Source organism: Herbaspirillum sp. Her4 (assembly GCF_057961335.1).
Map to the genome: position 1 here is coordinate 2,641,678 of NZ_CM176330.1, position 25,790 is coordinate 2,667,467.

General features: G+C 62.4%; 22 protein-coding genes. 5 read left to right on the forward strand and 17 right to left on the reverse strand.

From position 1 onward, the window contains the following. Positions 1-165: 165 nt before the first annotated feature. Positions 166-2,640 (reverse strand): penicillin-binding protein 1A, encoded by a 2,475-nt coding sequence (locus tag ACWFUC_RS11955; protein ID WP_276844146.1) that lies wholly within the window; start codon positions 2,638-2,640, stop codon positions 166-168. Between the two features lie 326 nt (positions 2,641-2,966). On the opposite strand from ACWFUC_RS11955, the gene ACWFUC_RS11960 reads away from it, so the two are divergent. After that, positions 2,967-4,889, forward strand: a complete 1,923-nt coding sequence (locus tag ACWFUC_RS11960; protein WP_489624981.1) for an ATP-binding cassette domain-containing protein — start codon at positions 2,967-2,969, stop codon at positions 4,887-4,889. A 25-nt stretch (positions 4,890-4,914) separates the two neighbouring features. Here ACWFUC_RS11960 and ACWFUC_RS11965 read toward each other — a convergent pair whose 3' ends face one another. Further along, complete coding sequence (locus ACWFUC_RS11965) at positions 4,915-5,763, reverse strand: SirB1 family protein (protein WP_034340401.1); 849 nt, start codon at positions 5,761-5,763, stop codon at positions 4,915-4,917. A 111-nt stretch (positions 5,764-5,874) separates the two neighbouring features. Beyond that, positions 5,875-7,428 carry a murein biosynthesis integral membrane protein MurJ gene (gene murJ / locus ACWFUC_RS11970; protein ID WP_489624982.1) on the reverse strand — a complete coding sequence of 518 codons (1,554 nt, stop codon included), beginning with the start codon at positions 7,426-7,428 and terminating at the stop codon, positions 5,875-5,877. Positions 7,429-7,802: 374 nt separating this feature from the next. On the opposite strand from murJ, the gene rpsT reads away from it, so the two are divergent. Continuing rightward, positions 7,803-8,069, forward strand: a complete 267-nt coding sequence (gene rpsT, locus ACWFUC_RS11975; protein ID WP_489624983.1) for a 30S ribosomal protein S20 — start codon at positions 7,803-7,805, stop codon at positions 8,067-8,069. 170 nt (positions 8,070-8,239) lie between these two features. On the opposite strand, the gene ACWFUC_RS11980 is transcribed toward rpsT, so the two are convergent. The 3 genes from ACWFUC_RS11980 to ACWFUC_RS11990 all read right to left on the reverse strand — a co-directional run bounded on the left by ACWFUC_RS11980 (position 8,240) and on the right by ACWFUC_RS11990 (position 9,795). After that, positions 8,240-8,713 carry a DUF192 domain-containing protein gene (locus ACWFUC_RS11980; RefSeq protein WP_134134743.1) on the reverse strand — a complete coding sequence of 158 codons (474 nt, stop codon included), beginning with the start codon at positions 8,711-8,713 and terminating at the stop codon, positions 8,240-8,242. 170 nt (positions 8,714-8,883) lie between these two features. Beyond that, positions 8,884-9,054 carry a hypothetical protein gene (locus tag ACWFUC_RS11985; protein WP_006463172.1) on the reverse strand — a complete coding sequence of 57 codons (171 nt, stop codon included), beginning with the start codon at positions 9,052-9,054 and terminating at the stop codon, positions 8,884-8,886. A 180-nt stretch (positions 9,055-9,234) separates the two neighbouring features. Then, entirely contained in the window at positions 9,235-9,795 is a 561-nt protein-coding gene (locus tag ACWFUC_RS11990; RefSeq protein ID WP_489624984.1) for a pseudouridine synthase, read from the reverse strand. A gap of 236 nt (positions 9,796-10,031) precedes the next feature. Here ACWFUC_RS11990 and icd point away from each other — a divergent pair, with 236 nt between their 5' ends. Next, positions 10,032-11,288: an NADP-dependent isocitrate dehydrogenase gene (icd, locus tag ACWFUC_RS11995; protein ID WP_121038241.1), complete on the forward strand. Its 1,257-nt coding sequence runs from the start codon at positions 10,032-10,034 to the stop codon at positions 11,286-11,288. Positions 11,289-11,454: 166 nt separating this feature from the next. Here icd and cspE read toward each other — a convergent pair whose 3' ends face one another. Next, positions 11,455-11,661: a transcription antiterminator/RNA stability regulator CspE gene (cspE, locus tag ACWFUC_RS12000; protein ID WP_006463169.1), complete on the reverse strand. Its 207-nt coding sequence runs from the start codon at positions 11,659-11,661 to the stop codon at positions 11,455-11,457. A 337-nt stretch (positions 11,662-11,998) separates the two neighbouring features. Here cspE and clpS point away from each other — a divergent pair, with 337 nt between their 5' ends. Beyond that, positions 11,999-12,313: an ATP-dependent Clp protease adapter ClpS gene (clpS, locus tag ACWFUC_RS12005; RefSeq protein ID WP_034330154.1), complete on the forward strand. Its 315-nt coding sequence runs from the start codon at positions 11,999-12,001 to the stop codon at positions 12,311-12,313. Next, positions 12,310-14,613, forward strand: coding sequence for an ATP-dependent Clp protease ATP-binding subunit ClpA (clpA, locus tag ACWFUC_RS12010; protein ID WP_039788676.1), 2,304 nt, complete (start codon positions 12,310-12,312; stop codon positions 14,611-14,613). The genes clpS and clpA overlap by 4 nt, the downstream gene beginning before the upstream one ends. Before the next feature lie 143 nt (positions 14,614-14,756). Here the strand turns inward: clpA and ACWFUC_RS12015 are convergent, their stop codons facing one another. The 10 genes from ACWFUC_RS12015 to ACWFUC_RS12060 form a co-directional block, all read right to left on the reverse strand. Continuing rightward, a complete protein-coding gene (locus ACWFUC_RS12015; protein WP_489624986.1) occupies positions 14,757-15,848 on the reverse strand; it encodes a M48 family metallopeptidase in 1,092 nt (363 codons plus the stop codon). A gap of 11 nt (positions 15,849-15,859) precedes the next feature. After that, complete coding sequence (gene dut, locus ACWFUC_RS12020; RefSeq protein WP_034330145.1) at positions 15,860-16,309, reverse strand: dUTP diphosphatase; 450 nt, start codon at positions 16,307-16,309, stop codon at positions 15,860-15,862. A 78-nt stretch (positions 16,310-16,387) separates the two neighbouring features. Further along, positions 16,388-17,584: a bifunctional phosphopantothenoylcysteine decarboxylase/phosphopantothenate--cysteine ligase CoaBC gene (gene coaBC / locus ACWFUC_RS12025; RefSeq protein WP_489624987.1), complete on the reverse strand. Its 1,197-nt coding sequence runs from the start codon at positions 17,582-17,584 to the stop codon at positions 16,388-16,390. 63 nt (positions 17,585-17,647) lie between these two features. After that, positions 17,648-18,163 (reverse strand): signal peptidase II, encoded by a 516-nt coding sequence (gene lspA, locus ACWFUC_RS12030; RefSeq protein ID WP_039788672.1) that lies wholly within the window; start codon positions 18,161-18,163, stop codon positions 17,648-17,650. Positions 18,164-18,237: 74 nt separating this feature from the next. Beyond that, positions 18,238-21,132 (reverse strand): isoleucine--tRNA ligase, encoded by a 2,895-nt coding sequence (gene ileS / locus ACWFUC_RS12035; RefSeq protein WP_489637607.1) that lies wholly within the window; start codon positions 21,130-21,132, stop codon positions 18,238-18,240. Between the two features lie 137 nt (positions 21,133-21,269). Further along, entirely contained in the window at positions 21,270-22,247 is a 978-nt protein-coding gene (locus tag ACWFUC_RS12040) for a bifunctional riboflavin kinase/FAD synthetase (protein ID WP_039788668.1), read from the reverse strand. A 184-nt stretch (positions 22,248-22,431) separates the two neighbouring features. Further along, positions 22,432-23,133, reverse strand: coding sequence for a GntR family transcriptional regulator (locus tag ACWFUC_RS12045; protein WP_134221780.1), 702 nt, complete (start codon positions 23,131-23,133; stop codon positions 22,432-22,434). A gap of 34 nt (positions 23,134-23,167) precedes the next feature. After that, the gene (gene hpxZ, locus ACWFUC_RS12050; protein WP_088755978.1) at positions 23,168-23,545 is read right to left on the reverse strand and encodes an oxalurate catabolism protein HpxZ; all 378 of its coding nucleotides are present in this window, start codon (positions 23,543-23,545) and stop codon (positions 23,168-23,170) included. Beyond that, the gene (locus ACWFUC_RS12055) at positions 23,542-24,225 is read right to left on the reverse strand and encodes a cysteine hydrolase family protein (RefSeq protein WP_209583071.1); all 684 of its coding nucleotides are present in this window, start codon (positions 24,223-24,225) and stop codon (positions 23,542-23,544) included. Before ACWFUC_RS12055 ends, hpxZ begins: the two co-directional genes overlap by 4 nt. Beyond that, positions 24,222-25,790, reverse strand: a complete 1,569-nt coding sequence (locus ACWFUC_RS12060; RefSeq protein WP_489624989.1) for an ABC transporter ATP-binding protein — start codon at positions 25,788-25,790, stop codon at positions 24,222-24,224. The genes ACWFUC_RS12055 and ACWFUC_RS12060 overlap by 4 nt, the downstream gene beginning before the upstream one ends.

Genomic DNA, 25,790 nt, shown 5'->3' on the forward strand with positions numbered 1-25,790 from the left:
TCTGATGGTGGCGAAAGCCATAGTGGTATGAAGGGATAGGTCACACGTTCGATCCGTGTCGGGGGCACCAGACAAAAGGAAACGGGCACTTCTTCGGAAGTGCCCGTTTTTTTCGTGCTGCCGATTGGCTCAATGAAGTTGCCAGGCCAGTGGCCTGGCATTGCCTCAATGACCCTGGTTGGTATTGTCCAGGAAGCGTCTTGCGCTCTCGCTCTGAGGCCGGTTTGCCGAGCCGCCAGGCGCTGCCGCCGGCGCTCCCTGCGACGTGCCCGGCACGTTCGGTGCCGGTTGCGCATTGCCCGGTGCAGCCGGAGTCTGGCTGGGTGTCCAACCGAAGAAGTTCGAGATCGCATCCACCACCGTCACGCCCACATTGGTCACCAGGCCGTTGTTGGGCGTGAAGTTGTCGTAATAGGGCTCGCCATCGATGAAGCGGATACCTTCCGGCACCGGCAGGTCGAACTGCGGCACCCCCTTCAAGGCCTTGGCCATGTAGTCCACCCAGATCGGCAGCGCCAGCTGTGCGCCGAATTCCTTGCTGCCCAGGCTCTTGGGCTGGTCATAGCCCATCCAGGCCACGGTGGCCAAAGTGCGCTGGTAACCGGCGAACCAGCCGTCGACGGCATCATTGGTGGTACCGGTCTTGCCGGCCAGGTCAGTGCGGCCGATGCTGTTGCTGCGTGCGCCGGTGCCGCCCTGGGCCACGGCCTTGAGCATGCTGGTCATCATGTAGCTGTTGCGTTCCGAGACCACGCGCGGTGCGCCATTGCCCACGATCAGCGGCTCCGCCTTGGACAGCACCTTGCCGCGCGCATCGGTGATCTGCGAGATCAGGTAGGGCTGGATCTTGTAGCCGCCGTTGGCAAACACCGAGTAGGCGGCAGACAGCTGCAGCGGATTGGTCTGGCCTGCACCCAGCGCCATGGGCAGGTAGGGCGGGACCTTGTCGGCATCAAAACCATAGGTGCCGGTGATGAAGTCCTTGGCATAGGGCACGCCGATGTAGTCCAGCGTGCGGATCGCCACCAGGTTCACCGACTTCTGCAGGGCAGTGCGCACGGTGATGGGACCGGCCGGGGTTTCGTCATCCTTGGGTTCCCAGTTCGGCTGGCCGGGGCCGGCCGGATAGGAGACCGGGGCATCGTTGACGATGGAGGCCGGTGCAAAACCCTTCTCCAATGCAGCCGAATAGATGAAGGGTTTGAAGGTCGAACCCGGCTGGCGCCAGGCTTGGGTCACGTGGTTGAAATTGTTCTGGGTGAAGTCGAAACCGCCCACCAGGGCGCGGATGGCGCCATCCTGCGGCACCACCGAGACCAGCGCCGCTTCCACCTGCGGCAACTGCACCACCTGCCAATTCTGCTTGGCATCCTGCATCACGCGGATCAGGGCACCGGGCGCGATGCGGATCTCCTTCTTGGCCTTCTCCGACAGGGCCGAGGCCACGAAGCGCAGGGCTTCGCCCTTGATGCTGATCTTGTCGCCGCTGCGCAGCACCGCATCAATCTGCTTGGGGCTGGCGGCCACCACCACGGCGGCCAGGATGTCGTCGTTGTCGGGATGGTCGTCCATGACGTCGTCGATGGCCGAGGCGCGGTCTTCGGCATTGGCGGGCAGTTCGATGGTTTCTTCCGGACCGCGATAGCCGTGGCGGCGGTCGTAATCCATCACGCCCTTGCGCACGGCCAGGTAGGCCGCCTGCTGGTCGGCCGCATTGACGGTGGTATAGACGTTGAAGCCCTGGGTGTAGGTGTCTTCCTTGTACTGCGCGTACACCATCTGGCGCACCATTTCGTTCACGTATTCGGCGTGGATGCTGTACTGGCTGCCCGGTGCGCGGACCTTCAGTTCTTCCTTGGCGGCCTTTTCATATTGCGCCTTGGTGATGAAGCCCACTTCCATCATGCGCTGCAGGATGTATTGCTGGCGGATGTGCGCGCGCTTGGGGTTGACGATGGGGTTGTAGGCCGAGGGGGCCTTGGGCAGGCCTGCCAGCATGGCGGCTTCGGCCAAGGAAATATCCTTCAGGTCCTTGCCGAAGTAGGTGCGGGCGGCGGCGGCGAAGCCGAAGGCGCGCTGGCCCAGGTAGATCTGATTCATGTAGACCTCCAGGATCTGGTCCTTGGTCAGGGCATGTTCGATCTTGTTGGCCAGCAGCACTTCGTAGAGCTTGCGGGAGAAGGTTTTTTCCTTGGTCAGGAAGACGTTGCGCGCCACCTGCATGGTGATGGTGCTGGCCCCCTGCGAGGCACTGCCGCGCAGCACGTCGGTGGCCAGGGCGCGGGCGATGCCGATCCAGTCGATGCCGCCGTGCTCATAGAAACGATAGTCCTCGATGGCCAGCACGGCATTCTTCATGTCGGCCGGGATATCTTCCAGTTTGACCAGGCTGCGCTTTTCTTCACCAAACTCGCCGAGCAGGACCTTGTCCTCGGACCAGATGCGCAGCGGTACCTTGGGACGGTAGTCGGTGATCAGGTCCAGCGAAGGCAGGCGCGGGTTGATGAAGATCAATGCATACACCACCAGCAGGGCAGCGGCGACGCCGAGACCGAGGATGGACAGACCGATGAACTTGGCGATGTTGGGATTGAGGAAGCCGCGCTGGCGGCGCAGGTCCGGCAAAGAGGAAAAAGGCATGGGATGAGCGGGAATCGGAATGCGCTATCTTACCGCATCGCACCGCCGGCCCGGCGTGCCCGCCACGGGCAATGCTTAACCAGTTGTAACATGGCTCCCGGATGACGGGGAAATTCGAGCTTTTGTCGTTATTTTTCATCAATCCCGTTGCCAAAGTGCAAGCCGCAGCCGTTCCGGCCCATCGAAAGGGGCAAGAGCGCGCTTAAATCAGCATTTGTGCGGCGCAGTCGGTACAATGCCGCTCTCGCGCTTTTTCCTGCATCAAGCGCCTTTCGCATTCATCCTGCGCGGCTTGGGCCGACGCATTCACGCAGATCACGCACGCTATGGCAGTCATTTCCCTCTCCGACGCACAACTGGCCTTCGGCCACGTTGCCCTCCTGGATCACGCCGAATTCTCGCTGGAGACCGGCGAACGCATCGGCCTGATCGGCCGCAACGGCACCGGCAAGTCCTCGCTGCTGAAGATCATCGCCGGCCGTTCCAAGCTCGATGATGGCCTCTTGGTGATGCAGCAGAACCTGAAGATCGCCTACGTCGACCAGGAACCGCATTTCCCGGAAGAGATGACCGTCTTCGACGCCGTGGCCTCGGGCCTGGGCGAGCTGCCGGCGCTCTTGGCCGAATATGAAGCCATCACCGGCCAGTTCGGCGGCGACAATGACGACGCCCTGCTGGAGCGCATGCACCAGATCCAGACCGTGCTGGATGCGGCCGACGCCTGGTCCATCGGCAACAAGGTCGAGACCACCCTGGACAAGCTGAACCTGAACCGCGACGCCCGCATCGGCGAGCTCTCCGGCGGCATGAAGAAGCGCGTGGCGCTGGCCTGCGGCCTGGTCGGCAACCCCGACGTGCTGCTGCTGGACGAACCGACCAACCACCTCGACTTCGGCTCCATCCTGTGGCTGGAAGGCCTGCTGCGCGACTTCAAGGGCAGCATCCTCTTCATCACCCACGACCGCAGCTTCCTGGACAATGTCTCCACGCGCATCATCGAACTGGATCGCGGCAAGATTCTTTCCTTCCCCGGCAACTTCACGACCTACCAGGCCCGCAAGGCCGAGCTGCTGGCCAATGAAGAAGTGGAAAACGCCAAGTTCGACAAATTCCTGGCACAGGAAGAAGTGTGGATCCGCAAGGGCGTGCAGGCCCGCCGCACCCGCGACGAAGGCCGCGTGCGCCGTCTGGAAGCCCTGCGCGTGCAGCGCAGCGAGCGCCGCGAGCGGCAGGGGCAGGTGAAGCTGGAAGTGGGCACCGGTGAACGTTCCGGCAAGATCGTGGCGGAGCTGGAAAACGTCAACAAGGCCTACGGCCCCAAGGCCATCGTGCGCGACTTCAGCAGCATCCTCATGCGCGGCGACAAGGTCGGCCTGATCGGTCAGAACGGCGCCGGCAAGACCACTCTGCTCAAGCTGATTCTGGGTGAAGAAGCCCCGGACAGCGGTACCGTCAAGCAGGGTACCAAGATGCAGGTCGCGTATTTCGATCAGATGCGCGCGCAGCTGAATGAAGAAACGACCCTGGCCGATACCATCGCGCCGGGCAGCGACTGGGTGGAAGTCAACGGTCAGCGCAAGCATGTGATGACCTATCTGTCGGACTTCCTGTTCGCGCCGGAACGCGCCCGTTCGCCGGTGCGCACGCTCTCCGGTGGCGAGCGCAACCGCCTGTTGCTGGCGCGCCTGTTCGCCAAGCCGGCCAACGTGCTGGTGCTGGACGAGCCGACCAACGACCTCGATATCGATACGCTCGAACTGCTGGAAGAATTGCTGGAGGAATATGAAGGCACCGTCTTCCTGGTCAGCCACGACCGCATGTTCCTGGACAACGTGGTCACGCAGGTGATCGCCTCCGAAGGCAATGGCGTCTGGCGTGAATACGTGGGCGGTTATTCCGATTGGGAGCGCCAGCGCCCGGCGCAGACATCGGCAGGGGCCAAGGCTGCTGCCAAGGCGGCCGACAAGAACGAGGTCAAGGCCGAGTCCACCATGGCCGCTCCTGCCGCCGCCCCCGCACCGGCCAAGAAGAAGCTGAGCTACAAGGAACAGCGCGAGCTGGAAGAACTGCCCAAGCGCATCGCCGCGCTGGAAGCGGAACAGAAGGAGCTGTCGGCGAAACTGGCCGATCCGGATCTGTACAAGAAGGGGGCGGATGAAGCCGTCAAGCTGAACCAGCGCTTCGCCGAGATCGACGAAGAACTGCTGGTGAGTCTGGAGCGTTGGGAAGAAATCGAAGGGAAGCAGTAAGTCCGGACGACCGGGACGCCCCCGGTCAGCTCGGCTTGCGCAGTGCTTCGCGCAGGTCGGGCAGCATCTCCCGCAGGTTGGGCGCGTCCTCGGCGTGGGGACGCAGGGCCAGGTAGGCTTCCAGATCCTCCAGCGCCGCCTGGGCTTGCCCGAGGTTGGCATAGGCCAGCCCACGGTCGCGTTTCTCGGTGATTTCCTCGGGCAGCAGGATCACCAGTCTCTCCTGCACATCCAGCACTTGCTGCCAGCGCTGGCTTTCCATGAAGATGGCCTTGAGGTTGCGCAGCATGCGCGCCAGGATCTCACGCGGATGGGCCGCACGCAGGTAGGCCGCCAGCGGCAGTTCATCGCCGAAATCTTCTTCGGGCTGATGGGCCAGATAAGGCTCCAGCCGCTCTTCCAGTTCCTGCCGCGACAGGCTCGCGCCATTCATGGGGTCGAGCACGATTTCACCGGATTGCACCGACAGCTTCATCAGGAAGTGGCCGGGGAAGGAAACTCCCTTCATCTCCAGGCCAATCTGCTGCGCCAGTTCGATATAGACCACCGCCAGCGAGATCGGAATGCCGCGCCGCGTCGAGATCACGCGGTGGATATAGCTGTTGTCGGGATCGTAGTAATTGTTGACGTTGCCGGCGAAGGCCATTTCCTGGAAGAAGAAATGGTTCAGCATGCGCAGTTTCTGGATCTGCGAGGCATCCTGAGGCAGGCGCTGCCTGAGCTTGAGCGCCAGCGTGTCGAGCGCCATCTCTTCCTCGGCAAAATCCATTTCCGGATAAAAATCCTGTCCCAGCGTCAAGGCAGATTCGAACAGCGGAATCGAATCGTCCTGGCGCACCAGCGAAGCAAAATAGTCGAGGGAGGTGAGCGTCATGTCACCCATGCTATCAAAATATTGCGCGCTGCGTCAGGTCTGCCGGGCGGGGAATGAAATTTCTTGTTTCAGACCGCCCCAGGCTTGTGCTGAAGCGGCCTGCAAGGCTGATCAGCGGCGCGCGATGCGCTTGAATTCACGCAGGCGGAAGCCCATCGCGAACAGCGGGCCGAAATAGGCCACCGCACACACCGCCAGCACCAGCATCAGCGCCCCGATGCGCAGCAGCGGATGAGCGCGCAGGGCGACCCAGTCGAAGTGGCCGGAAATCCACAGCGCCACCCCGGCCATCACCAGCAGCGCGCCGGTCAGGCGTACCAGGAACAGGCCCCAGCCCGGACGCGGCACGTAGATCTGGCGGCGGCGCAGGCCGATGTAAAGACACAGGGCATTGAGACAGGCCCCCAGGCCGATCGACAAGGCCAGCCCCGCGTGCGAGAACAGGGGCACGAAGACGCTGTTCATGAGCTGGGTGGCGATCAGCACGCCGATGGCGATGATGACGGGGGTGCGGATATCCTGCTTGGCATAGAAGCCGGGGGCCAGAATCTTCACCACGATCAGGCCGATCAGGCCGACACCGTAGGCCACCAGTGCGTGGCCGACCATCGTCACCGAGAGCGCATCGAAACGGCCGTAGTGGAACAGGGTGGCGGTGAGCGGCTCGGAGAGCGTGGCCAGGCCCACGGCCGAGGGCATGGCCAGCATGAAGGTCAGGCGCAGGCCCCAGTCCAGCAGGGCGGAATATTCATCCATGTCGTCGGCAGCATGGGCGTTGGCCAGGCTGGGCAGCAGGATGGTACCGAGCGCCACGCCCAGCAGGGCGGTCGGGAATTCCATCAGGCGGTCGGCATAGCTCAGCCACGAGACGCTGCCGTGTTGCAGGCGCGAGGCGATGTTGGTGTTGATCATCAAGCTGATCTGCGCGGCCGAGACGGCGAAGACGGCCGGGCCCATCTTCTTGAGCACCCGCTTGACGCCTTCATCGCGCAGGCCCAGCAGGGGATTCCAGTACAGGCGCGGCAGCATGCCGATCTTGATCAGCGCCGGCACCTGGATGGCCACCTGCAGGATGCCGCCCACCAGCACCGCGAAGGCCATCGCATAAATGGGCTGTTCCATGAAGGGGGCCACGAAGAGCGAGGCCACGATGAAGGCGACATTGAGCAGCACCGAGGTGACCGCCGGGATCTTGAATTCCTTCCAGGTATTGAGGATGCCGCCGGCCAGCGCCACGAAGGCCATGAAGCCGATGTACGGGAACATGATGCGAGTCATCAGCACCGAGGCCTGGAAGGCGTCCGGGTTGTACTGCAGCCCGGTGGCGATGAAATAGACCACGAAGGGGGTGGCGATGATGCCGGCCACGCAGGTGATCAGCATGACCCACATCAGGGCCGTGGCCACGTGGTCCACCAGGTGTTTGGTTTCCTCGGGGCCGCGGCGGTTCTTGTATTCGGCCAGGATGGGCACGAAGGCCTGCGAGAAGGCGCCTTCGGCGAACAGCCGGCGCAGCAGGTTGGGAATGCGGAAGGCGATGTTGAAGGCGTCGGTGTAGGCCGAAGCGCCGAAGGCGCGGGCGAACAGGATTTCCCGGGCCAGCCCGGTGATGCGCGAGAGCATCGTCATGCCGGAGATGGCGGCGAGGGTTTTATGCAGATTCATGGAGCGGCATTATAGCGGTGGGCAGCGGTGCTTTTGCTGGAGTGGCAAGGATTGGTGCGGGAGCACGACAGGGGGGAGCAGGCCCTTGGTACGGGTGGTTCGGAGGCGATATGAAGGAAAAGACAATCCCCCTGGTGCACGGCGCAATAGACTCGCTGCCTTGGCCACAGGTTCGGCGGCAGGGATGAATTTCTTTGCGGAAATCGGAATGAGTGCGGTGGCATCGCAACGGATGGCATCGTGTTTACAGCAGAAGCAGACAAGTTGATTGCCTTGTCACGGGAATCTCGTTATAATCCGATGCTTTACAGAATTTGGCATCGCGAGTCCTCGGGGTTTGCGGCGCAAACGACTCTCGATTTAGGATAATTTTCATGGCAAATACCGCACAGGCACGTAAGCGTGCTCGTCAAGCAGTCAAGCAAAACGCTCACAACTCGAGCCAGCGCTCGACCCTGCGCACCGCAATCAAGGCAGTTCGCAAGGCGATCGCCGCCGGCGACAAGGTTGCAGCAACCTCCGTGTTCCAATCTTCCGTGTCGACCATCGACAGCATCGCCGACAAGAAGATCATTCACAAGAACAAGGCCGCTCGCCACAAGAGCCGCCTGGCTGCTGCCCTGAAGGCCCTGGCTGCTTAATTGCATCCTGGCTTGAACTGAAGCGCGGCGTTGCCCGCTTCAGGCTGCAGTACAAGAAAACCGCTTGATTTCAAGCGGTTTTTTGCATTTTGGCAACGGTTTTTCAACGGCCGTCGCCATCATGGGTGTCGGGATGACGGGCCGCAGCCACACGCTGCAGCCCGGATGCCTTATTGGGGCAATCCCTCGATCCTGGTACCGGGCTTGATGTTCTTCTGCTTGAACCAGCCCTTGTTCATCTCCAGCGCATAGACCGCCGCGCGCTTGGCACAGTGCGAATCCAGGGTCTGTTCCTTCATTTCCTCGATGTTGATGATGACGCCTTTTTCGTCCATGAAGGCCACCGACAGCGGGATCAGCGTATTTTTCATCCACATGCATACCCCGGCCGGCTGGCCGAACAGGAACAGCATGCCCTCGTTGTCGCCCATCTTCTCGCGGAACATCAGGCCTTGCTCGCGCTCGGCTTCGGTCTGGGCCACTTCGGCCTTGATCAGGTGGATGCCGATATTGAGCTGGGTGGTCGGGAATTTGCGCACCTGCGGCGTCTGCGCGCCGGCGGTGGACAGGCAGCCGACAGCCAGCAGGGCGACGGCGCTGTGCATGAAGCAACGGGAAAGTCGGGAAAGTGAAGATTGGCGCATGTTCTTTATCAATCGGGATTCGGATCGGGCAGGATAGCAGCAGCGGGGCGGGGCGTGTGCAGCGGGAGCGGGGCGCTGGCCGGCGTGGATGGCTACGGGGTGCGTCGCCTGAACCGCGCGGACATGAAAAAAGGCAGGACCAGCCTGCCTTTTTTGAGTGCGGACGCTAATTACTTAGCTTCAGCTGCCTTCTTTGCCTTCTTGGCCTTCTTTGCCTTCTTGGCCTTCTTTGCCTTCGGAGCAGCGGCTTCAGCCTTCGGCGCTTCCGGAGCGGCCGGAGCTTGTGCGAAAGCAGCAGTGGCGAACAGACCAGCGATCAGAGCGGCGATCAATTTTTTCATTTTGCGTCCTTCAATTCAACATGTTAGGGATGTGAGGCAAACGATGATTCGTGCGAATCACTGCCAATAACGGCGCGCGCGTATGAAGGTTGACACCATTTCGGATCTTTTTTATGAGGTTTCGGGAAGAAGTGTGCAGCCCTGAGTGCTTCAAACCTTGTCAGATTGTTCACGCAGCGCTCAGGCATCCAGTTCCTGTGGATCGACTTCGCGCCATTCGCCGGGCATCACCGGATGGGTCGCCAGCGAGAACGGGCCGATGGCGATGCGTACCAGTCGCAGCGTCGGCAGGCCCACGGCCGCCGTCATGCGGCGCACCTGGCGGTTCTTGCCTTCGCTGATGGTCAGGGCGATCCAGCTGGTGGGCTGGTTGGCACGCTGGCGGATGGGCGGGGTGCGCGGCCACATCCAGGCCGGCTCCTGGATCAAGCGGGCCTCTCCGGGTTGGGTGACGAAGTCGCCCAGGTCCAGCGGATCGCGCAGGCGTTGCAGCGCCTCCGGCGTGGCCAGGCCTTCCACCTGTGCCAGGTAGGTCTTGGGCTGCTTGCGGCGCGGATGGGCGATCGCGTGCTGCAGCTTGCCGTCATCGGTGAGCAGCAGCAGGCCTTCACTGTCGGCATCGAGACGGCCTGCAGGGTAGATGTCGGGAAGGCCGAGGTAATCGGCCAGCGTCTGGCGCTCGGGATGGGCGGAGAACTGGCTCATCACGCCGAAGGGTTTGTTGAAGAGGATCAAAGGCATGCGCTAGTGTCGCAAAAAGATGGCCTTGCGTAAAATCCTGATGCATAATCAATCAGGCAAGTCATGTGTCTTATATAAGACCTGCTGATTGCAATCCGGAATTTTTCCGGCTGAAAATCCGGAAATCTCTTAAAATTCCCCGCTTGTATGGCAATTCATGCAAGGTCCTTGCCGATGTGCATGGGCTTTGCCGCTGATGCTTCCCAACGCTACCGCCTCAACCGTCGGAGACCACGATGTCGTACCAACATATCCAAGTGCCTGCAGAAGGGTGCAAGATCACCGCCAATGCCGATGACACTCTCAATGTCCCCAACAACCCCATCATTCCTTTCATCATGGGCGATGGCGTGGGCGTGGACGTCACGCCGGTGATGCTCAAGGTGGTCGATGCCGCGGTGGAGAAGGCCTACGGCGGTGCGCGCAAGATCCACTGGATGGAAATCTATGCGGGCGAGAAGTCGACCAAGCTCTACGGTGCCGATACCTGGCTGCCCGAGGAGACACTGGACGTGCTCAAGGAGTATCTGGTCTCGATCAAGGGGCCGCTGTCCACGCCGGTCGGGGGCGGCATTCGTTCCTTGAACGTGACCATGCGCCAGCAGCTGGACCTCTATGTCTGCCTGCGTCCGGTGCGCTACTTCAAAGGCGTGCCCTCGCCGCTGAAGGAGCCCGAGAAGACCGACATGGTGATCTTCCGCGAGAACTCCGAAGACATCTACGCCGGTATTGAATGGCAGGCCGGTACCCCGGAAGTGAAGAAACTGATCGAGCTGCTCACGCGCGAGATGGGGGTCAAGAAGCTGCGCTTCCCTGAGACCTCGGCGCTGGGCATCAAGCCGGTCTCGCGCGAAGGTACCGAGCGACTGGTGCGCAAGGCCATCCAGTACGCCATCGACCACGACAAGCCTTCGGTGACGCTGGTCCACAAGGGCAACATCATGAAGTACACCGAGGGTGCTTTCCGTGACTGGGGTTATGCGCTGGCCGGCCGCGAATTCGGGGCCGAACTGATCGACGACGGCCCGTGGATGCGCCTGAAGAACCCCAAGACCGGCCGCCAGATCGTCATCAAGGATGCCATCACCGATGCCTTCTTCCAGCAGGTGCTGATGCGCCCGGCGGAATACAGCGTCATCGCCACCATGAACCTGAACGGCGACTACATTTCGGACGCCGTGGCGGCTCAGGTCGGCGGTATCGGCATTGCTCCGGGCGCCAACATGTCCGATTCGGTGGCCGTGTTCGAAGCCACCCACGGCACCGCGCCGAAGTATGCCGGCAAGGATTATGTGAACCCCGGTTCCAGCATTCTTTCGGCAGAAATGATGCTGCGCCACATGGGCTGGATCGAGGCCGCGGATCTCATCATCACGGCCATGCAGAAGTCAGTCTCGGCCAAGCGCGTGACCTATGATTTCGCGCGTTTGCTGGAAGGGGCGACGCAGGTTTCCTGCTCCGGTTTCGGTGAAGCGCTGATCGAAAACATGTAAGCCCGCCATACTGCTTCCGCAACTTGTTTTGCTGAAAATAATGACGGAAAAACAACAAACAGCCGGCTTCGTCCGGCTGTTTGTTGTTGGCACGGGGGGCGAATTGATTTCCAGTGCGCCAATGAAAAAAGCCCCGCAAGAGCGGGGCTTTTAGAGAAACCGGAGTTTAAGCGGCGTTCTGGATGTTCGAAGCTTGCTTGCCTTTGGGGCCTTGCGTAACGTCAAACTGGACTTTTTGACCTTCTTTGAGGGTCTTGAAGCCGTTCATCTGGATTGCGGAGAAGTGAGCGAACAGATCTTCGCCGCCGTCATCCGGAGTGATAAAGCCAAAGCCTTTGGAATCATTGAACCACTTGACAGTACCTGTTGCCATAAAAGCATCTTTCAAAATTAACTATTCACACGAGCCGTTAAAGCAAGAAGCATCGCGCGTCACGCAGCCCCCCTTAAACCTGCCCCCTATCGTATCGATGAGTTGTTACATTTAGTAACTACTAATCAATGAATTCCATTGTTCTCGGTCGAAATCCAAAAGTCAAGCAGTTTTCACATTCCGCTTTGTGGCCCTGTTTGAGCGATGGGGAAAGAAACCCTTGATTTAGGATAAATCATCGTCATCTGCGCAAGGTCCGGAAAACAAGTAATATCTATCTCATCTAGAGGTTACGTGATCATTGTGCGTTGCACAGCTTTGATGGTCGAATAAACGCATGGCAACCAAGCACGAAAATGATGGCGGTACAGTCCTGGAACGGCAGGAGGCAAAACTCAAGCCGCCCCCGATGTACCAGGTTTTATTGTTGAACGATGACTATACGCCGATGGAATTCGTCGTCGCAGTCATCCAGCAGTACTTCAACAAGGACCGTGAAACCGCGACGCAGATCATGCTCAAGGTTCACCGCGATGGGAAGGGAATGTGTGGTGTGTATCCCAAAGATATCGCATCCACAAAAGTGGAACTCGTTTTAACCCACGCTCGAAAAGCAGGGCACCCCCTGCAATGCGTGATGGAGGAAGCATGATTGCGCAGGAACTCGAAGTCAGTTTGCACATGGCCTTTGTCGAAGCCAGACAATCGCGTCATGAATTCATTACCGTGGAACACTTGCTGCTCGCGCTGCTGGACAATCCTTCGGCGGCCGAAGTGCTGCGCGCCTGCTCGGTGAACATTGATGATCTGCGCAAGACGCTGACCAATTTCATCACCGACAACACGCCCACGGTCCCCGGCACCAATGAGGTGGATACCCAGCCCACGCTGGGCTTCCAGCGCGTGATCCAGCGCGCCATCATGCACGTGCAGTCGGCCTCCAACGGCAAGAAGGAAGTCACCGGCGCCAACGTGCTGGTGGCCATCTTCGGCGAGAAGGATTCGCACGCGGTCTACTACCTGCACCAGCAGGGCGTGACCCGTCTGGACGTGGTCAACTTCATCTCGCACGGCGTGCGCAAGGACCAGCAGGCTGATCCGCAGAAGGCCCCGGAAGGCGCGGAAGACGTGCAAGCCGAAGGCCAGCAGAAGGAAAGCCCGCTGGACCAGTTCACCCAGAACCTGAACAAGGCGGCCGCCGAAGGCAAGATCGATCCGCTGATCGGCCGCGATTCCGAGGTCGAGCGCGTCATCCAGACCCTGTGCCGCCGCCGCAAGAACAATCCGCTGCTGGTGGGCGAAGCCGGTGTCGGCAAGACCGCGATCGCCGAAGGCCTGGCCTGGCGCGTGACCCAAGGCGACGTGCCCGAGATACTGAAGAATGCCGTCGTCTATTCGCTGGACATGGGCGCGCTGCTGGCCGGTACCAAGTACCGTGGCGACTTCGAGCAGCGCCTGAAGGCCGTGTTGAAGCAATTGAAGGACAGCCCCAACGGCATTCTCTTCATCGACGAAATCCACACCATCATCGGTGCGGGTTCGGCTTCGGGCGGTACGCTGGATGCATCCAACCTGTTGAAGCCTGCGCTGTCGAGCGGCCAGTTGAAGTGCATCGGCGCGACCACCTACACCGAATTCCGTGGCGTCTTCGAGAAGGACCACGCGCTGTCGCGTCGCTTCCAGAAGATCGATGTGAACGAACCGACCGTGGAGCAGACCGTGCAGATCCTGCGCGGCCTGAAGTCCAAGTTCGAGGAACACCACGGTGTGAAGTATTCTGCTTCGGCCCTGACCTCGGCAGCCGAACTGGCGGCACGCTTCATCAATGACCGTCACTTGCCCGACAAGGCCATCGACGTGATCGACGAAGCCGGTGCTGCCCAGCGCATCCTGCCCAAGTCCAAGCAGAAGAAGACCATCGGCAAGCCGGAAATCGAGGAAATCATTTCCAAGATCGCCCGTATCCCGCCGCAGTCCGTGAACCAGGATGATCGCGCCAAGCTGCAGACCATCGACCGCGACCTGAAGAACGTTGTGTTCGGGCAGGATCCGGCCATCGAAGCACTGGCCTCGGCTATCAAGATGGCACGTGCCGGCCTGGGCAAGACCGACAAGCCGATCGGCTCCTTCCTGTTCTCCGGTCCGACCGGCGTGGGCAAGACCGAAGTGGCCAAGCAGCTGGCCTTCATCCTCGGCATCGAGCTGGTACGGTTCGACATGTCCGAATACATGGAGCGCCATGCCGTGAGCCGCCTGATCGGCGCGCCCCCGGGCTATGTCGGTTTCGACCAAGGCGGCCTGCTGACCGAGGCCGTCAACAAGAAGCCGCACGCCGTGCTGCTGCTGGATGAAATCGAAAAAGCGCACCCCGACATCTTCAACATTCTGTTGCAGGTGATGGACCATGGCACGCTGACCGACAACAACGGCCGCAAGACCGACTTCCGCAACGTGATCATCATCATGACTACCAACGCGGGGGCCGAGAGCCTGCAGAAGCGCACCATCGGCTTCACCGAGAAGAAGGAAGCCGGCGACGAAATGGCGGACATCAAGCGCATGTTCACCCCGGAGTTCCGCAACCGTCTGGATGCCATCATCAGCTTCCGCCCACTGGACGAGGAAATCATCCTGCGCGTGGTCGACAAGTTCCTGATGCAACTGGAAGAGCAGCTGCACGAAAAGAAGGTGGAAGCCGTCTTCTCGGACAACCTGCGCAAGTTCCTGGGCAAGAAGGGCTTCGATCCGTTGATGGGGGCACGCCCGATGTCGCGCCTGATCCAGGACCTGATCCGCAAGGCGCTGGCCGACGAACTGCTGTTCGGCAAGCTGGTCAGCGGTGGCCGCGTGACGGTGGAGATGGACGACAAGGAGCAGATCAAGCTGGACTTCCCCGAGGGCGACGATTCGTCCCCGCCGGAAGAGCCGCAAGAGAAGCTCGAAGTCGAATAAGCGTATCAAGCAAGCCATCAAGGCCACGTCGGGAAACCGGCGTGGCCTTTTGTTTTGCAGCTTGCTTCACTTTCATCACGCAAACAAAAACGGCGCGGTTTTCACCGCGCCGTCTTCACGTCCAATACGTCATATCACCACTTTTACGGCACCAGCGGCTTGCCCGCCTCCTGCTTGGCCTTCACGATCTGCGTGACCTTGTCGATCATCGAGAGACGATAAGCGGTAGCCGGATGCAGCGCCGTGTAGCCGTTGGGCACGCTGGCCGGATACTGGTCGGCCAGGCGCTTCCAGAACGCCGGCACGTTGTCGATGCTGTAGCCGGCGCGCGCCAGCAGGTACAGCGAGAGCGTATCGGCAGCTGCATCCAGGTCTTGCGGATAGACGCGGATGCCGGCAGTGCCGGCCGTGGTGGTCGGATCCGGATGTGGCAGCAGCAGGTTGTCGATCACTTCGGCAATCGTCGAGACCATGCGCTGGCGGATGGCGTGACCGAGGATATTGTGCGCCATCTCCTTGGCGATCAGGTAGGCCAGTTCATCATCGGACTGAGTGAACTTGAGCATGCCGCGGGTAATGAGCACGCGGCGGCCATCGGCATAGGTGTTGACGTTGTCGGCATTGCCCAGCTCGATGCTGAAGGCGCAGGCGAAGGTCAGCGGCACATTGACGGTGGTGTTCTGGCCGTTGCGCTGCACGCCCAGCGCAATCGGGGCCTTCTTGACCACCAGCGGGCTCAGCAGCACGGCGGCCTGGCGTTCGGCATCGGTGCCTTGCGGCATCGGCTTGCCTGCCACCGAGATCAGGAAGTCGCCCCGCTGGATGCCAGCCTGGGCAGCACCGCTGCCGGGCAGCACGCCGGTGACCTGCAGGCGGTCGTCGTAGCCCAGGCTACGCGCGGTTTCTGCATATTCGATGGGGAAGGAATAGCGGTTCTTGGCGGTAAAGCCCAGCAGGTTGCGGGCATTGCCACGGCAGAGCTGGGCGTTGCTGGTCAACAGCGGTGCAGCGACGCGGTAGAGCCGGTCCTGCTGCGCGATCAGTTCGCGCAATTGTGCCTGCTGGGGATTGTCGGCCACCGGACGCGGGGCCTGGATCGTCGTGGTCACCGGTTTGGACGGCGTGGTGGTGACCGGACCGGGTTCCTGGGTGGCGCAGGCGGCCAGGAAGGCCAGCGGTGCCAGGACGGCGAGGGTTTTCAGTTTCTGCCACTGGGGCAGGGGGGATACGAGCATGCGGTTCTCCATCAGTGTTTGCCTGTGCTGCCGAAACCACCGGCGCCGCGTTCGCTGCTGTCGAATTCATCTACCACATTGAAGCCGACCTGCAGTACCGGCACGATCACCAGCTGCGCCAGGCGTTCCATGGGGTTTAGGACAAACTCGGTACTGCCGCGGTTCCACGTCGAGATCATCAACTGGCCCTGGTAATCCGAATCGATCAGCCCGACCAGGTTGCCCAGCACGATCCCATGCTTGTGCCCCATGCCGCTACGCGGCAGGATCACGGCCGCGTAATTCGGATCGGCCAGGTGGATCGCCAGTCCGGTCGGGATCAGGTGCGTGGAACCCGGCGCCAGGGTCAGCGGCGCATCGATGCAGGCCCGCAGGTCCAGGCCGGCGCTGCCAGGGGTGGCGTAGGCAGGCAGTTGGTCTTTCATGCGGGGGTCGAGGATCTTGATGTCGATGGTCTTCATGATGCGTAATCGGATTCAAATACAAAACGTACGGAAACGTACAAAAGACACGGCCCGCAAGAGGCGGGCCGTGCACCGTCAGGCCGCCATGCGGCGCGCGATCTCGCGTACCAGCTGGCGGGCCAGGGTCTGCTTGTCCGCACGGGGCAGGGCGCTGTGGCCCTGGGCGTCGAACAGCATGAGCGCGTTGTCATCGCGGCCAAAGGTCTGGTGGCCGATATTGCCGACCAGCAGCGGAATGTTCTTGCGGATGCGCTTGGCCGCGCCGTATTGCTCCAGGTTCTCCGATTCGGCCGCAAAGCCCACGCAGTAGGGACGCTGGGGCAGGGCGGCAACGGTGGCCAGGATGTCGGGATTCTGGACGAATTCCAGTTGCGGGGTATCGTTTTCGTCCTGTTTCTTCAGTTTCTGCTCGCTGGCATTGGCCACGCGCCAGTCAGCGACGGCCGCAACGGCGACGAACAGGTCTTTTCCCTTCACATGGGCTAATACCGCCTCATGCATCTGCAGGGCCGTCTGCACATCCACGCGCTGCACGCCATAAGGCGTCTCCAGCGCCGTCGGGCCGGAGACCAGGGTGACTTCCGCACCCGCTTCGCGGGCAGCACGCGCAATCGCGTAGCCCATCTTGCCAGAAGACAGATTGGTGATGCCGCGCACCGGATCGATGGGCTCGAAGGTCGGCCCGGCCGTCAGCAGCACGCGGCGGCCCGCCAGCAGCTTGGGCTGGAAAGCTGCGACGATCTCTTCCAGCAATTGTGCCGGCTCCAGCATGCGGCCTTCGCCGACCTCGCCACAGGCTTGCGCGCCCGCATCCGGGCCCAGCAGCAGGATGCCGTCGTCGCGGATCTGGCGCACGTTGCGCTGGGCGGCCGGGTTCTGCCACATCTCCACATTCATCGCCGGGGCCACCATCAGGGGTACCCGCGCCGGACGCGCCACGCACAAGGTCGAGAGCAGGTCGTCGCAATGCCCGTGGGCCAGCTTGGCGATGAAATCGGTGGAGCAGGGCACGATGACGACCGCATCGGCATCGCGGGTGAGATTGATGTGCGGCATGTTGTTGTCCATGCGCGCATCCCATTGGTCGGTGTAGACCGGGTTGCCGGTCAGGGCCTGCATGGTGACGGCGGTCATGAAGTGCGTGGCCGCCTCGGTCATCACCACGTGCACCGTGGCACCGGCGCGGCCCAGTTCGCGCGCCAGCATGGCGGCCTTGTAGCAGGCCACGCCGCCGGTCAGGCCCAATACGATTTTCTTGCCAGCCAGATCCATTGTTTGCTCCCGGAATGCGGCGTACCGCAGGCGTGTTCAGACTTGCGGACGTGTGGACTTGCCTTACTTCTTGGAGACGCGGCGCAGTTCGTCCACGACGAACAATACCGCACCCACGCAGATCGCACTATCGGCCAGGTTGAACGCCGGCCAGTGCCAGTTGCCGACGTAGACGTCGAGGAAGTCGATCACGTGGCCATACACGACGCGGTCGATCACGTTGCCAATCGCGCCGCCCAGGATCAGCGCCAGGGCCCAGCAGAACATGCGTTGGCCGGGATGCTTGCGCAGCAGATGGATGATGAACACCGCTGCACCGATGCCGATGGCGGTGAACAGATAACGCTGCCAGCCACCGCTGGCGGCCAGGAAACTGAAGGCCGCGCCCTTGTTGTAGACCAGCACCAGATTGAAGAAACCGGTCACCGGCACCGACTCGCCATAGTGGAACAGTTTCAGGATGGTGATCTTGGTGAGCTGGTCCAGCAGCAGCACGATGGTGGCGATGCCCAGCCAGGGCAAGAGCCCTTGGGTGGTGGACGAAGAACCGGAAGAGGAGGAGCGCTTTTTGGTTGCCATGGATGTTCTTGTTGGAGTGGACGGCCCGCTGCATTCAAGTGCAGCGGGCCGCTAGCAAGGCCGTCCCGCCCGGATCAGGCGAACAGGCGCTTTTCGCCCTGGCCGAACAGGTTGCTGTAGCAGCGACCGCACAGGCCCGGATGATCGGCATGAGACCCGACATCGGCGCGATAGTGCCAGCAACGTTCACATTTCTGATGTGCTGACGGCGTGACCACCACCGCTTCCTCTTCCACCGTGGCCACCGGGGTGACGCGGGCAGCCGAGGTGATGAGGACGAACTTGAGGTCATCGCCCAGGCTTTCCAGCAGGGCCGCCTTGTCGCCGGCGACCTTCAGCTCCACCTCCGCCTGCAGGGAGGAACCGATGCTGCCGGCGATACGCACTTCTTCCAGCTGCTTGGTGACCGCTGCGCGCACTTCGTGCAGCACCGCGAACTTGTCCAGCAGGGCAGCGCTATCGGCCACTTCCGGCAGGGCGTAATAGACCTGCGAGAAGATGGTTTCGCCGCTGGCCTCGAAGGCGTCCTTGCCGGCAAAGAAGCGCCAGGCTTCTTCGGCCGTGAAGGACAGGATCGGTGCCATCAGGCGCAACAGTGACTGCGTGATGTGCCACACGGCGGTCTGGGCCGAGCGGCGTGCGGCCGACTCCACGCCGCTGGTGTAGAGGCGGTCCTTCAGGATGTCCAGGTAGAAGCCGCCAAGGTCTTCCGAGCAGTACATCTGCAGCTTGGCCACCACCGGGTGGAATTCATAGGTCTCGAAGTGCGCCAGCACCTCCGCCTGCAGACGCGCCATGTTGGCGATCGCATAGCGGTCGATTTCCAGCATCTCGGCCACCGGCACGGCGTGTTGTGCCGGGTCGAAGTCGGAGGTGTTGGCCAGCAGGAAGCGCAGGGTGTTGCGGATGCGGCGGTAGGCTTCCACCACGCGCTTGAGGATCTCGTCCGAGATCGACAGCTCGCCCGAGTAGTCGGTCGAGGCCACCCACAGGCGCAGGATTTCCGCGCCCAGCGAGTCCGAGACCTTTTGCGGGGCGACCACGTTGCCCTTGGACTTGGACATCTTCTTGCCCTCACCATCGACCACGAAGCCATGCGTGAGCAGGGCCTTGTAGGGCGCGCGGCCATTCAACATCGACGAGGTCAGCAGCGACGAGTGGAACCAGCCGCGATGCTGGTCCGAGCCTTCCAGGTAGAGGTCGGCCGGGAACTGCGACTGCTGTGCGTGCGAGCCGCGCAGCACGGTCTGGTGGGTGGTGCCGGAATCGAACCAGACGTCCAGCGTGTCGCGGTTCTTGAGGTAGTGCTCGGCCTCGTCGCCCAGCAATTCCTTGGGCTCCAGGGCCTGCCAGGCTTCGATGCCGCTCTTCTCGATGCGTTGGGCGACCTGCTCGATCAGCTCCGGCGTACGCGGATGCAGTTCACCCGTTTCCTTGTGCACGAAGAAGGCCATGGGCACGCCCCACTGGCGCTGGCGCGACAGGGTCCAGTCCGGACGGTTGGCGATCATGCCGTGCAGGCGCGCCTTGCCCCAGCCGGGGAAGAAGGCGGTGTCCTCGATGCCTTGCAGCGCGGTCTGGCGCAGGCTGGGGCCGCCGTCCTTGGGCGTGTTGTCCATGCTGGCGAACCACTGCGAGGTGGCGCGATAGACGATGGGGGTCTTGTGACGCCAGCAGTGCATGTAGCTGTGGTCGAACATGACCAGCTTGAACAGCGAACCCACTTCTTCCAGCTTGCCGCAGATGGGCTTGGAGGCTTCCCAGATGGTCAGGCCGGCAAACAGCGGCAGCCAGGAGGCATAGCGGCCATCGCCCATGACCGGGTTGAGGATGTCGTCGTCCTTCATCCCGTGCGCCTTGCAGGAGATGAAGTCTTCGATACCGTAGGCCGGTGCCGAGTGCACGATGCCGGTACCGCTGTCGGCGGTCACGTATTCACCCAGGTAGATCGGCGACAGGCGGTCGTAGCCGGCATCAGCCTTGGCCAGCGGATGATGGAAGCGGATCAGGGACAGCTTCTCGCCGGTGGTGGTGGCGATGATCTTGCCTTCCAGGCCGAAGCGCTGCAGGCAGGATTCCACCAGGTCCTTGGCCAGGATCAGCAGGGTGGCTTCGCCGTTGCGGCTGGTCTCGACCAGCGCGTACTCGAATTCCGGATGGACGTTCAACGCCTGGTTGGACGGAATGGTCCAGGGCGTGGTGGTCCAGATGACGATGTAGCCGTTGCGGGTCGGCAGGTCGGCCAGGCCGAAGGCGGTGGCGATCTTGTCGTGTTCGGCAAAGGGGAAGCCGACATCGATGGCCGGGTCGCGCTTGTCCTGGTATTCCACTTCAGCTTCGGCCAGCGCCGAGCCGCAGTCGAAGCACCAGTTCACGGGCTTCAGGCCGCGATAGACGTAACCCTTCTCCAGGATCGTGCCGAGCGCGCGCAGCTCGTCGGCTTCGTTGGAGAAGTTCATGGTCTTGTAGGGGTTGTCCCACTCGCCGAGCACGCCCAGGCGGATGAAGTCGGCCTTCTGGCGTTCGATCTGCTCACCCGCGTAGGCGCGCGCCTTGGCCTGCACTTCGGCCACCGGCAGGTTCTTGCCGAACTGCTTTTCGATCTGGATCTCGATGGGCATGCCGTGGCAATCCCAGCCCGGCACGTATTGGGCGTCGAAGCCGGCCATGTTGCGGGCCTTGACGATCATGTCCTTCAGGATCTTGTTGACGGCGTGGCCGATGTGGATGTCACCGTTGGCATACGGGGGACCGTCATGCAGGATGAACTTCGGGCGGCCGGCCGAGGCCTTGCGGATGCGCTCGTAGACCTTCTTCTCCTGCCATTCCTTGACCCATAGCGGCTCGCGCTTGGCGAGGTCGCCGCGCATCGGGAAGCCGGTTTCGGTCATGTTGACCGGATACTTGGAGGGGGCCTTGCCGGCTTTTTCCGGTTTGCCGGGCTTGGCGGAGGATTCGTTGTTGGACATGACAAAGCTTTCGTTGAATGCAGGTTGATTCCGGGGGCCCGGCAAGGCGTCACAAGCAGGACGCGTTGCGGCAGGCAGGATGCAGGATGGGGCGGCTGGACAGCTGCGGGAGCAGGGCTCCGGCAACCGCCCAGCGTTCAAATTCGGTCGGTGGCCGAGACGGCGAAGCCGGCGTTTTCACGGAACCAGGCGCGGGCATTGTCCACGTCACGGGCAATGGCCGTGGTCAGCGTGGGCAGGTCGACATACTTTTCTTCGTCGCGCAGCTTCTTGAGGAATTCCACCCGCACCAGCTTGCCGTAGCAATCGCCCTTGAAATCGAGCAGGTGCGTTTCCAGCAGCACCCGGCCGCTGTCGTCCACCGTCGGGCGCACGCCCAGGCTGGCCACGGCCGGCAAGGGCTGCTCGGCCAGTCCGTGCACCTGCACTACGAAGATGCCCGAAAGCGCCGGACGCTTGTGGCCCACGCGCATGTTCAGCGTCGGGAAACCGATGGTGCGCCCCAGTTTCTTGCCGTGCACGACCCGGCCGCTGATGGCATAGGGATGGCCCAGCAACTGCTGTGACAGGGTGAAATCGCCCTCGGCCAGCGCCGCGCGCACGGCCGAAGAGGAGATGCGCACACCGGCATTGGTCACCGTGGGCAGGGCATGGACCTCGAAGCCATACTGCTTGCCGGCCGCGATCAGGGTATCGAGCGTGCCGGCGCGGCGCGCGCCGAAGCAGAAGTCGTCACCGACCATCAGCCAGCGCACGTGCAGGCCCTGCACCAGGATCTTCTCGATGAAGTCCTGCGGGGAGAGGGCGGCGAAATGGCTGCCGAAATGCTCCACCACCACGCGGTCGATGCCGGAGTTGGAGAGCGCTTCAAGCTTGTCGCGCAGGTTGGCGATACGCGCCGGGGCGCGTTCGGGGGTGCCGGCCAGCTGGGCGAAGAATTCACGCGGATGCGGCTCGAAAGTCATCACCGCCGCGTCCAGCCCCAGGTTGGCGGCGGCCTCGCGCACGCGCGCCAAGAGGGCCTGGTGGCCCAGATGCACGCCGTCGAAATTGCCGATGGTCAGCGCGCACGGGGCGCGCGATTCGGCTGTGGGAAGTCCGCGAAATACCTTCATTGAGCCGCTGGAAAGATGCGCTGTTGCAAAAGCCTTCCATTATAAATGGTTTCGGAAGCTTTCCTTGATTTGGTGGCGGCTTGGCACGGATCAAGCCGCCTGAAGCGGACAGGCAGCGCAGTTTTTCATATTTCACCAGGGAAATGTTGACAAACTTTCATATGAAAGTTTCTTCCCGGCAGCGTCAGCGGGCCAGCGCCGCTTCGGGCTCCTGGAGCTGGCGTGCCTCGGCCAGCATCCAGATGGTGATCTTTCTGACTTCCAGCTTGCTCTGGGTGATATGGGCGCGCAGCAGGATCTGCGCTTCGGTGGCCTTGCGCTTGGCGATCAGTTGCAGGATCTTGCCGTGTTCCTCGTAGGTGGCTTCGATGCGCTTCTTCTTGAGGAAGTCCAGGCGACGCACGATGCGGATCTTTTCCGTCACCTCGGTATGCACCCGGGTCATCTCCACATTGCCGGCGGCGGCCACCAGGTTGGTGTGGAAGGCTTCGTCCAGCTCGGCCACCTTGACGGCATCGGTGTGGCGCGCTTCGGGTTCGGCCAGCCAGATGGCGTTCAACTGCTCCAGTTCGGCCGTCGGCTCCTGCTGGCTGCAGAGTTTGTCCAGTGCGGCCATCTCCAGCACGATGCGCAGGTCATAGAGATTGTCGAGGCGGTCGAAGTCGATCGGGCAGACCTTCCAGCCACGCCGGAATCCCACTTCCAGATAGCCCTCGCGCTGCAGCCTGAACAGCGCATCCCGCAAGGGCGTGCGCGAGACGCCCTGGCGCTGGGCCATCTCGGTCTCGGTGAAATTGTCCCCGGGCAGCAGGCGGAAACTGAAGATGTCGTCCTTGATCCGGTGATAGACCTGTTCGGCGAGCGGGTTGGCGACGGTGACGGTCATGGTGCGGGCATTCTGGTTCGAGGGGGCTGCGGACTCATGCCATCAGGCTGACATGGGCGGCGACGATGCGCCAGCCTTCATCCATGCGCACCCAGGTCTGCATCTGGCGGCCGATACGATCGGACGTATGGTCGGTGAATTCGGTGGAGACCGTAGCATAGTCGCTGCCGAAGGTGGTGACAACGGTGCGATGCAGCTTGCGCGAGGCCGGCACCGGGGTGCAGGTCTTGCGGTACTGGCGGATCGCCTCGCCGCCCAGCAGCACTTCGCCCACGCCGTAGCGCACCGTTTCGGGGGCATACCAGAACCAGCGGTCCAGGGCCGGGATGTCGTTGATGAGCAGGGCGTATTCGTAATCCGTAAACGCTTGTTCGACCTCGGCCACCACGTGGGGCAGGTTCACTTGCATCATGGCGTTTCTCCGGTATAGGCGGCCACGGCGCTGTGCAGCTGCGCCAGCGGCGTGCGCCAGCCGACGATGCCGCCCTGGGCGGTCAGCATCTCCAGCGTGGCGCGATGAAATTCAGGGAAGTAACTGGCGCAGGCATCTTCCACCACCAGGCATTCATAGCCGCGGTCATTGGCCTCGCGCATCGAGGTCTGCACGCACACTTCCGTAGTGACGCCGGCCACCAGAAGGTGAGTGATGCCGCGCTCCTGCAATTGTGCGTGCAGGTCGGTGGCGTAGAAGGCCCCCTTGCCCGGTTTGTCGATGACGATCTCGCCATCCAGGGGAGCCAACTGCGGCAGGATCTGGTTGCCGGGCTCGCCTCGCACCAGGATGCGGCCCATCGGCCCGACGTCGCCGATACCCAGCGTCGGGTTGCCGCGCAGGCGCTTGGCGCGCGGGCAGTCGGAGAGATCCGGCAAGTGTGATTCGCGCGTGTGGACCACCAGCATCTGCGCCTGGCGCGCCAGTGCGAGCAGGGCCGCCACGGTCGGCACGATCGCGCCCAGGGGCCGCACATCGTTGCCCAGCGCACTGCCGAAGCCGCCTTCTTCCACGAAGTCGCGCTGCATGTCGATGACCACCAGCGCGGTGCTGCGCGGATGGAACTGATAGGGATAGGGGAAGGCGTCGATACGGATCATGCGGCCTCGGCGTGGGGTGGTTGTTCGGAGTGGCCCGCCATCCAGCGGCCCAGGGCGGCGCGGTCCGCTCCTTGCGTGGCCACGTCCTGCGCCACGTGCACGATGCGGCCCTCGGTCATCACCAGGATGCGGTCGGACAGTTCCAGTAGTTCGTCCAGGTCTTCGCTCACCAGCAGCACGGCCGCGCCGCGTGCGCGCGCTTGCAGCAGACGTGCGTGGATATCGGCCACCGAGGCGAAGTCCAGTCCGAAGACCGGATTGGCGACGATGAGCACATTGGCCGCGCCTGCATCGCCCTCTTCGCCGAGCTCACGCGCCAGCACGGCGCGCTGCACGTTGCCGCCGGAGAGCGTGCCGATGGGGCGTTCCGGTGCGGGCGGCTTGACGTTGAAGGCCGCGATCAGGGATTGCGCCTGGCGCTTCATGGCGCTGCGGTCGACGCGCCAGCCGCTGCGCTTGAAGGGGGCGACATCGAAATTGCGCAGCGCCATGTTCTCGGCCACGCTCATGCCTGCGATGCAGGCATTGCGCAAGGGTTCTTCCGGTAGCGCGAAGACGCGCAACCGTCGCATTTCCTCACGCGTGGCGGCATAGGGCGCATCCTCGATGCGGATCTCGCCCAGCAGCTGGCGGCGCTGGCCCAGCAGGGCTTCCACCAGTTCCTTCTGGCCATTGCCGGAGATGCCGGCCAGGCCCACGATTTCACCGCGCTTCACCTGCAGCGAGAGGGCCCGCACGGCAGCCACGCCGCGATCGTTGTTGACCGTCAGTTCCTTCACTTCGAGCCCGAAGCGGGCGTCTGCTGGCACTGCAGGCCGCTCCACCTGCGTTTTCTCGGCGCGGGCGTGGCCCATCATCCAGTGCGCCAGGGCATCCGGCGTCGTCTCGGAAACCCTGGCACTGCCGACCAGGCGACCCTTGCGCAGTACCGTCACATCGTCGGCATAGGCGGTCACTTCGTGGAACTTGTGGGTGATCATCAACACCGTCAGTTCCTGCTGGCGGGTGAGGGCATGCATGAGTCCCAGCACTTCGTCGGCTTCCTGCGGGGTCAGTACCGAGGTCGGTTCATCGAGGATCAGGAAGCGGCGGCGCAGATAGAGCTGCTTGAGGATTTCCAGTTTCTGCTTTTCGCCGGCGGAGAGACTGCTCACCGCGCGCTCCAGCCCCAACTTGAAGGGCATGCGCGCCATGAATTCTTCCAGCACGGCGCGTTCGCTGCGCCAGCGGATGCGCCAGGGCAGGTCGCCGCGCGCCAGCAGCAGGTTCTCGGCCACGGTCAGGCTGGGGGCCAGCGTGAAGTGCTGGTAGACCATGCCGATGCCGAGCTGGTTGGGCACGCGCGCACTGCGGATCTCCACCTCGCGGCGGTCAGCCACGATGCTGCCCTGGTCCAGCGGGCTGTAGCCGACCAGGCCCTTGACCAGCGTGCTCTTGCCCGCACCGTTCTCGCCCAGCAGCGCGTGGATGGTGCCGGCGCGGATTTTCAGCGAGACCTCATCGAGCGCGCGAAAGCTGCCGAAGGATTTGCCGGCATTGATGATCTCCAGCTCCAGGGCATGCAT

Coding starts and splice junctions, on each gene's coding strand:
- ACWFUC_RS11955 (WP_276844146.1), bottom strand. CDS start 2,640: ATGCCTTTTTCCTCTTTGCCGGACCTGCGCCGCCAGCGCGGCTTCCTC.
- ACWFUC_RS11960 (WP_489624981.1), top strand. CDS start 2,967: ATGGCAGTCATTTCCCTCTCCGACGCACAACTGGCCTTCGGCCACGTT.
- ACWFUC_RS11965 (WP_034340401.1), bottom strand. CDS start 5,763: ATGACGCTCACCTCCCTCGACTATTTTGCTTCGCTGGTGCGCCAGGAC.
- murJ (WP_489624982.1), bottom strand. CDS start 7,428: ATGAATCTGCATAAAACCCTCGCCGCCATCTCCGGCATGACGATGCTC.
- rpsT (WP_489624983.1), top strand. CDS start 7,803: ATGGCAAATACCGCACAGGCACGTAAGCGTGCTCGTCAAGCAGTCAAG.
- ACWFUC_RS11980 (WP_134134743.1), bottom strand. CDS start 8,713: ATGCGCCAATCTTCACTTTCCCGACTTTCCCGTTGCTTCATGCACAGC.
- ACWFUC_RS11985 (WP_006463172.1), bottom strand. CDS start 9,054: ATGAAAAAATTGATCGCCGCTCTGATCGCTGGTCTGTTCGCCACTGCT.
- ACWFUC_RS11990 (WP_489624984.1), bottom strand. CDS start 9,795: ATGCCTTTGATCCTCTTCAACAAACCCTTCGGCGTGATGAGCCAGTTC.
- icd (WP_121038241.1), top strand. CDS start 10,032: ATGTCGTACCAACATATCCAAGTGCCTGCAGAAGGGTGCAAGATCACC.
- cspE (WP_006463169.1), bottom strand. CDS start 11,661: ATGGCAACAGGTACTGTCAAGTGGTTCAATGATTCCAAAGGCTTTGGC.
- clpS (WP_034330154.1), top strand. CDS start 11,999: ATGGCAACCAAGCACGAAAATGATGGCGGTACAGTCCTGGAACGGCAG.
- clpA (WP_039788676.1), top strand. CDS start 12,310: ATGATTGCGCAGGAACTCGAAGTCAGTTTGCACATGGCCTTTGTCGAA.
- ACWFUC_RS12015 (WP_489624986.1), bottom strand. CDS start 15,848: ATGCTCGTATCCCCCCTGCCCCAGTGGCAGAAACTGAAAACCCTCGCC.
- dut (WP_034330145.1), bottom strand. CDS start 16,309: ATGAAGACCATCGACATCAAGATCCTCGACCCCCGCATGAAAGACCAA.
- coaBC (WP_489624987.1), bottom strand. CDS start 17,584: ATGGATCTGGCTGGCAAGAAAATCGTATTGGGCCTGACCGGCGGCGTG.
- lspA (WP_039788672.1), bottom strand. CDS start 18,163: ATGGCAACCAAAAAGCGCTCCTCCTCTTCCGGTTCTTCGTCCACCACC.
- ileS (WP_489637607.1), bottom strand. CDS start 21,132: ATGTCCAACAACGAATCCTCCGCCAAGCCCGGCAAACCGGAAAAAGCC.
- ACWFUC_RS12040 (WP_039788668.1), bottom strand. CDS start 22,247: ATGAAGGTATTTCGCGGACTTCCCACAGCCGAATCGCGCGCCCCGTGC.
- ACWFUC_RS12045 (WP_134221780.1), bottom strand. CDS start 23,133: ATGACCGTCACCGTCGCCAACCCGCTCGCCGAACAGGTCTATCACCGG.
- hpxZ (WP_088755978.1), bottom strand. CDS start 23,545: ATGATGCAAGTGAACCTGCCCCACGTGGTGGCCGAGGTCGAACAAGCG.
- ACWFUC_RS12055 (WP_209583071.1), bottom strand. CDS start 24,225: ATGATCCGTATCGACGCCTTCCCCTATCCCTATCAGTTCCATCCGCGC.
- ACWFUC_RS12060 (WP_489624989.1), bottom strand. CDS start 25,790: ATGCATGCCCTGGAGCTGGAGATCATCAATGCCGGCAAATCCTTCGGC.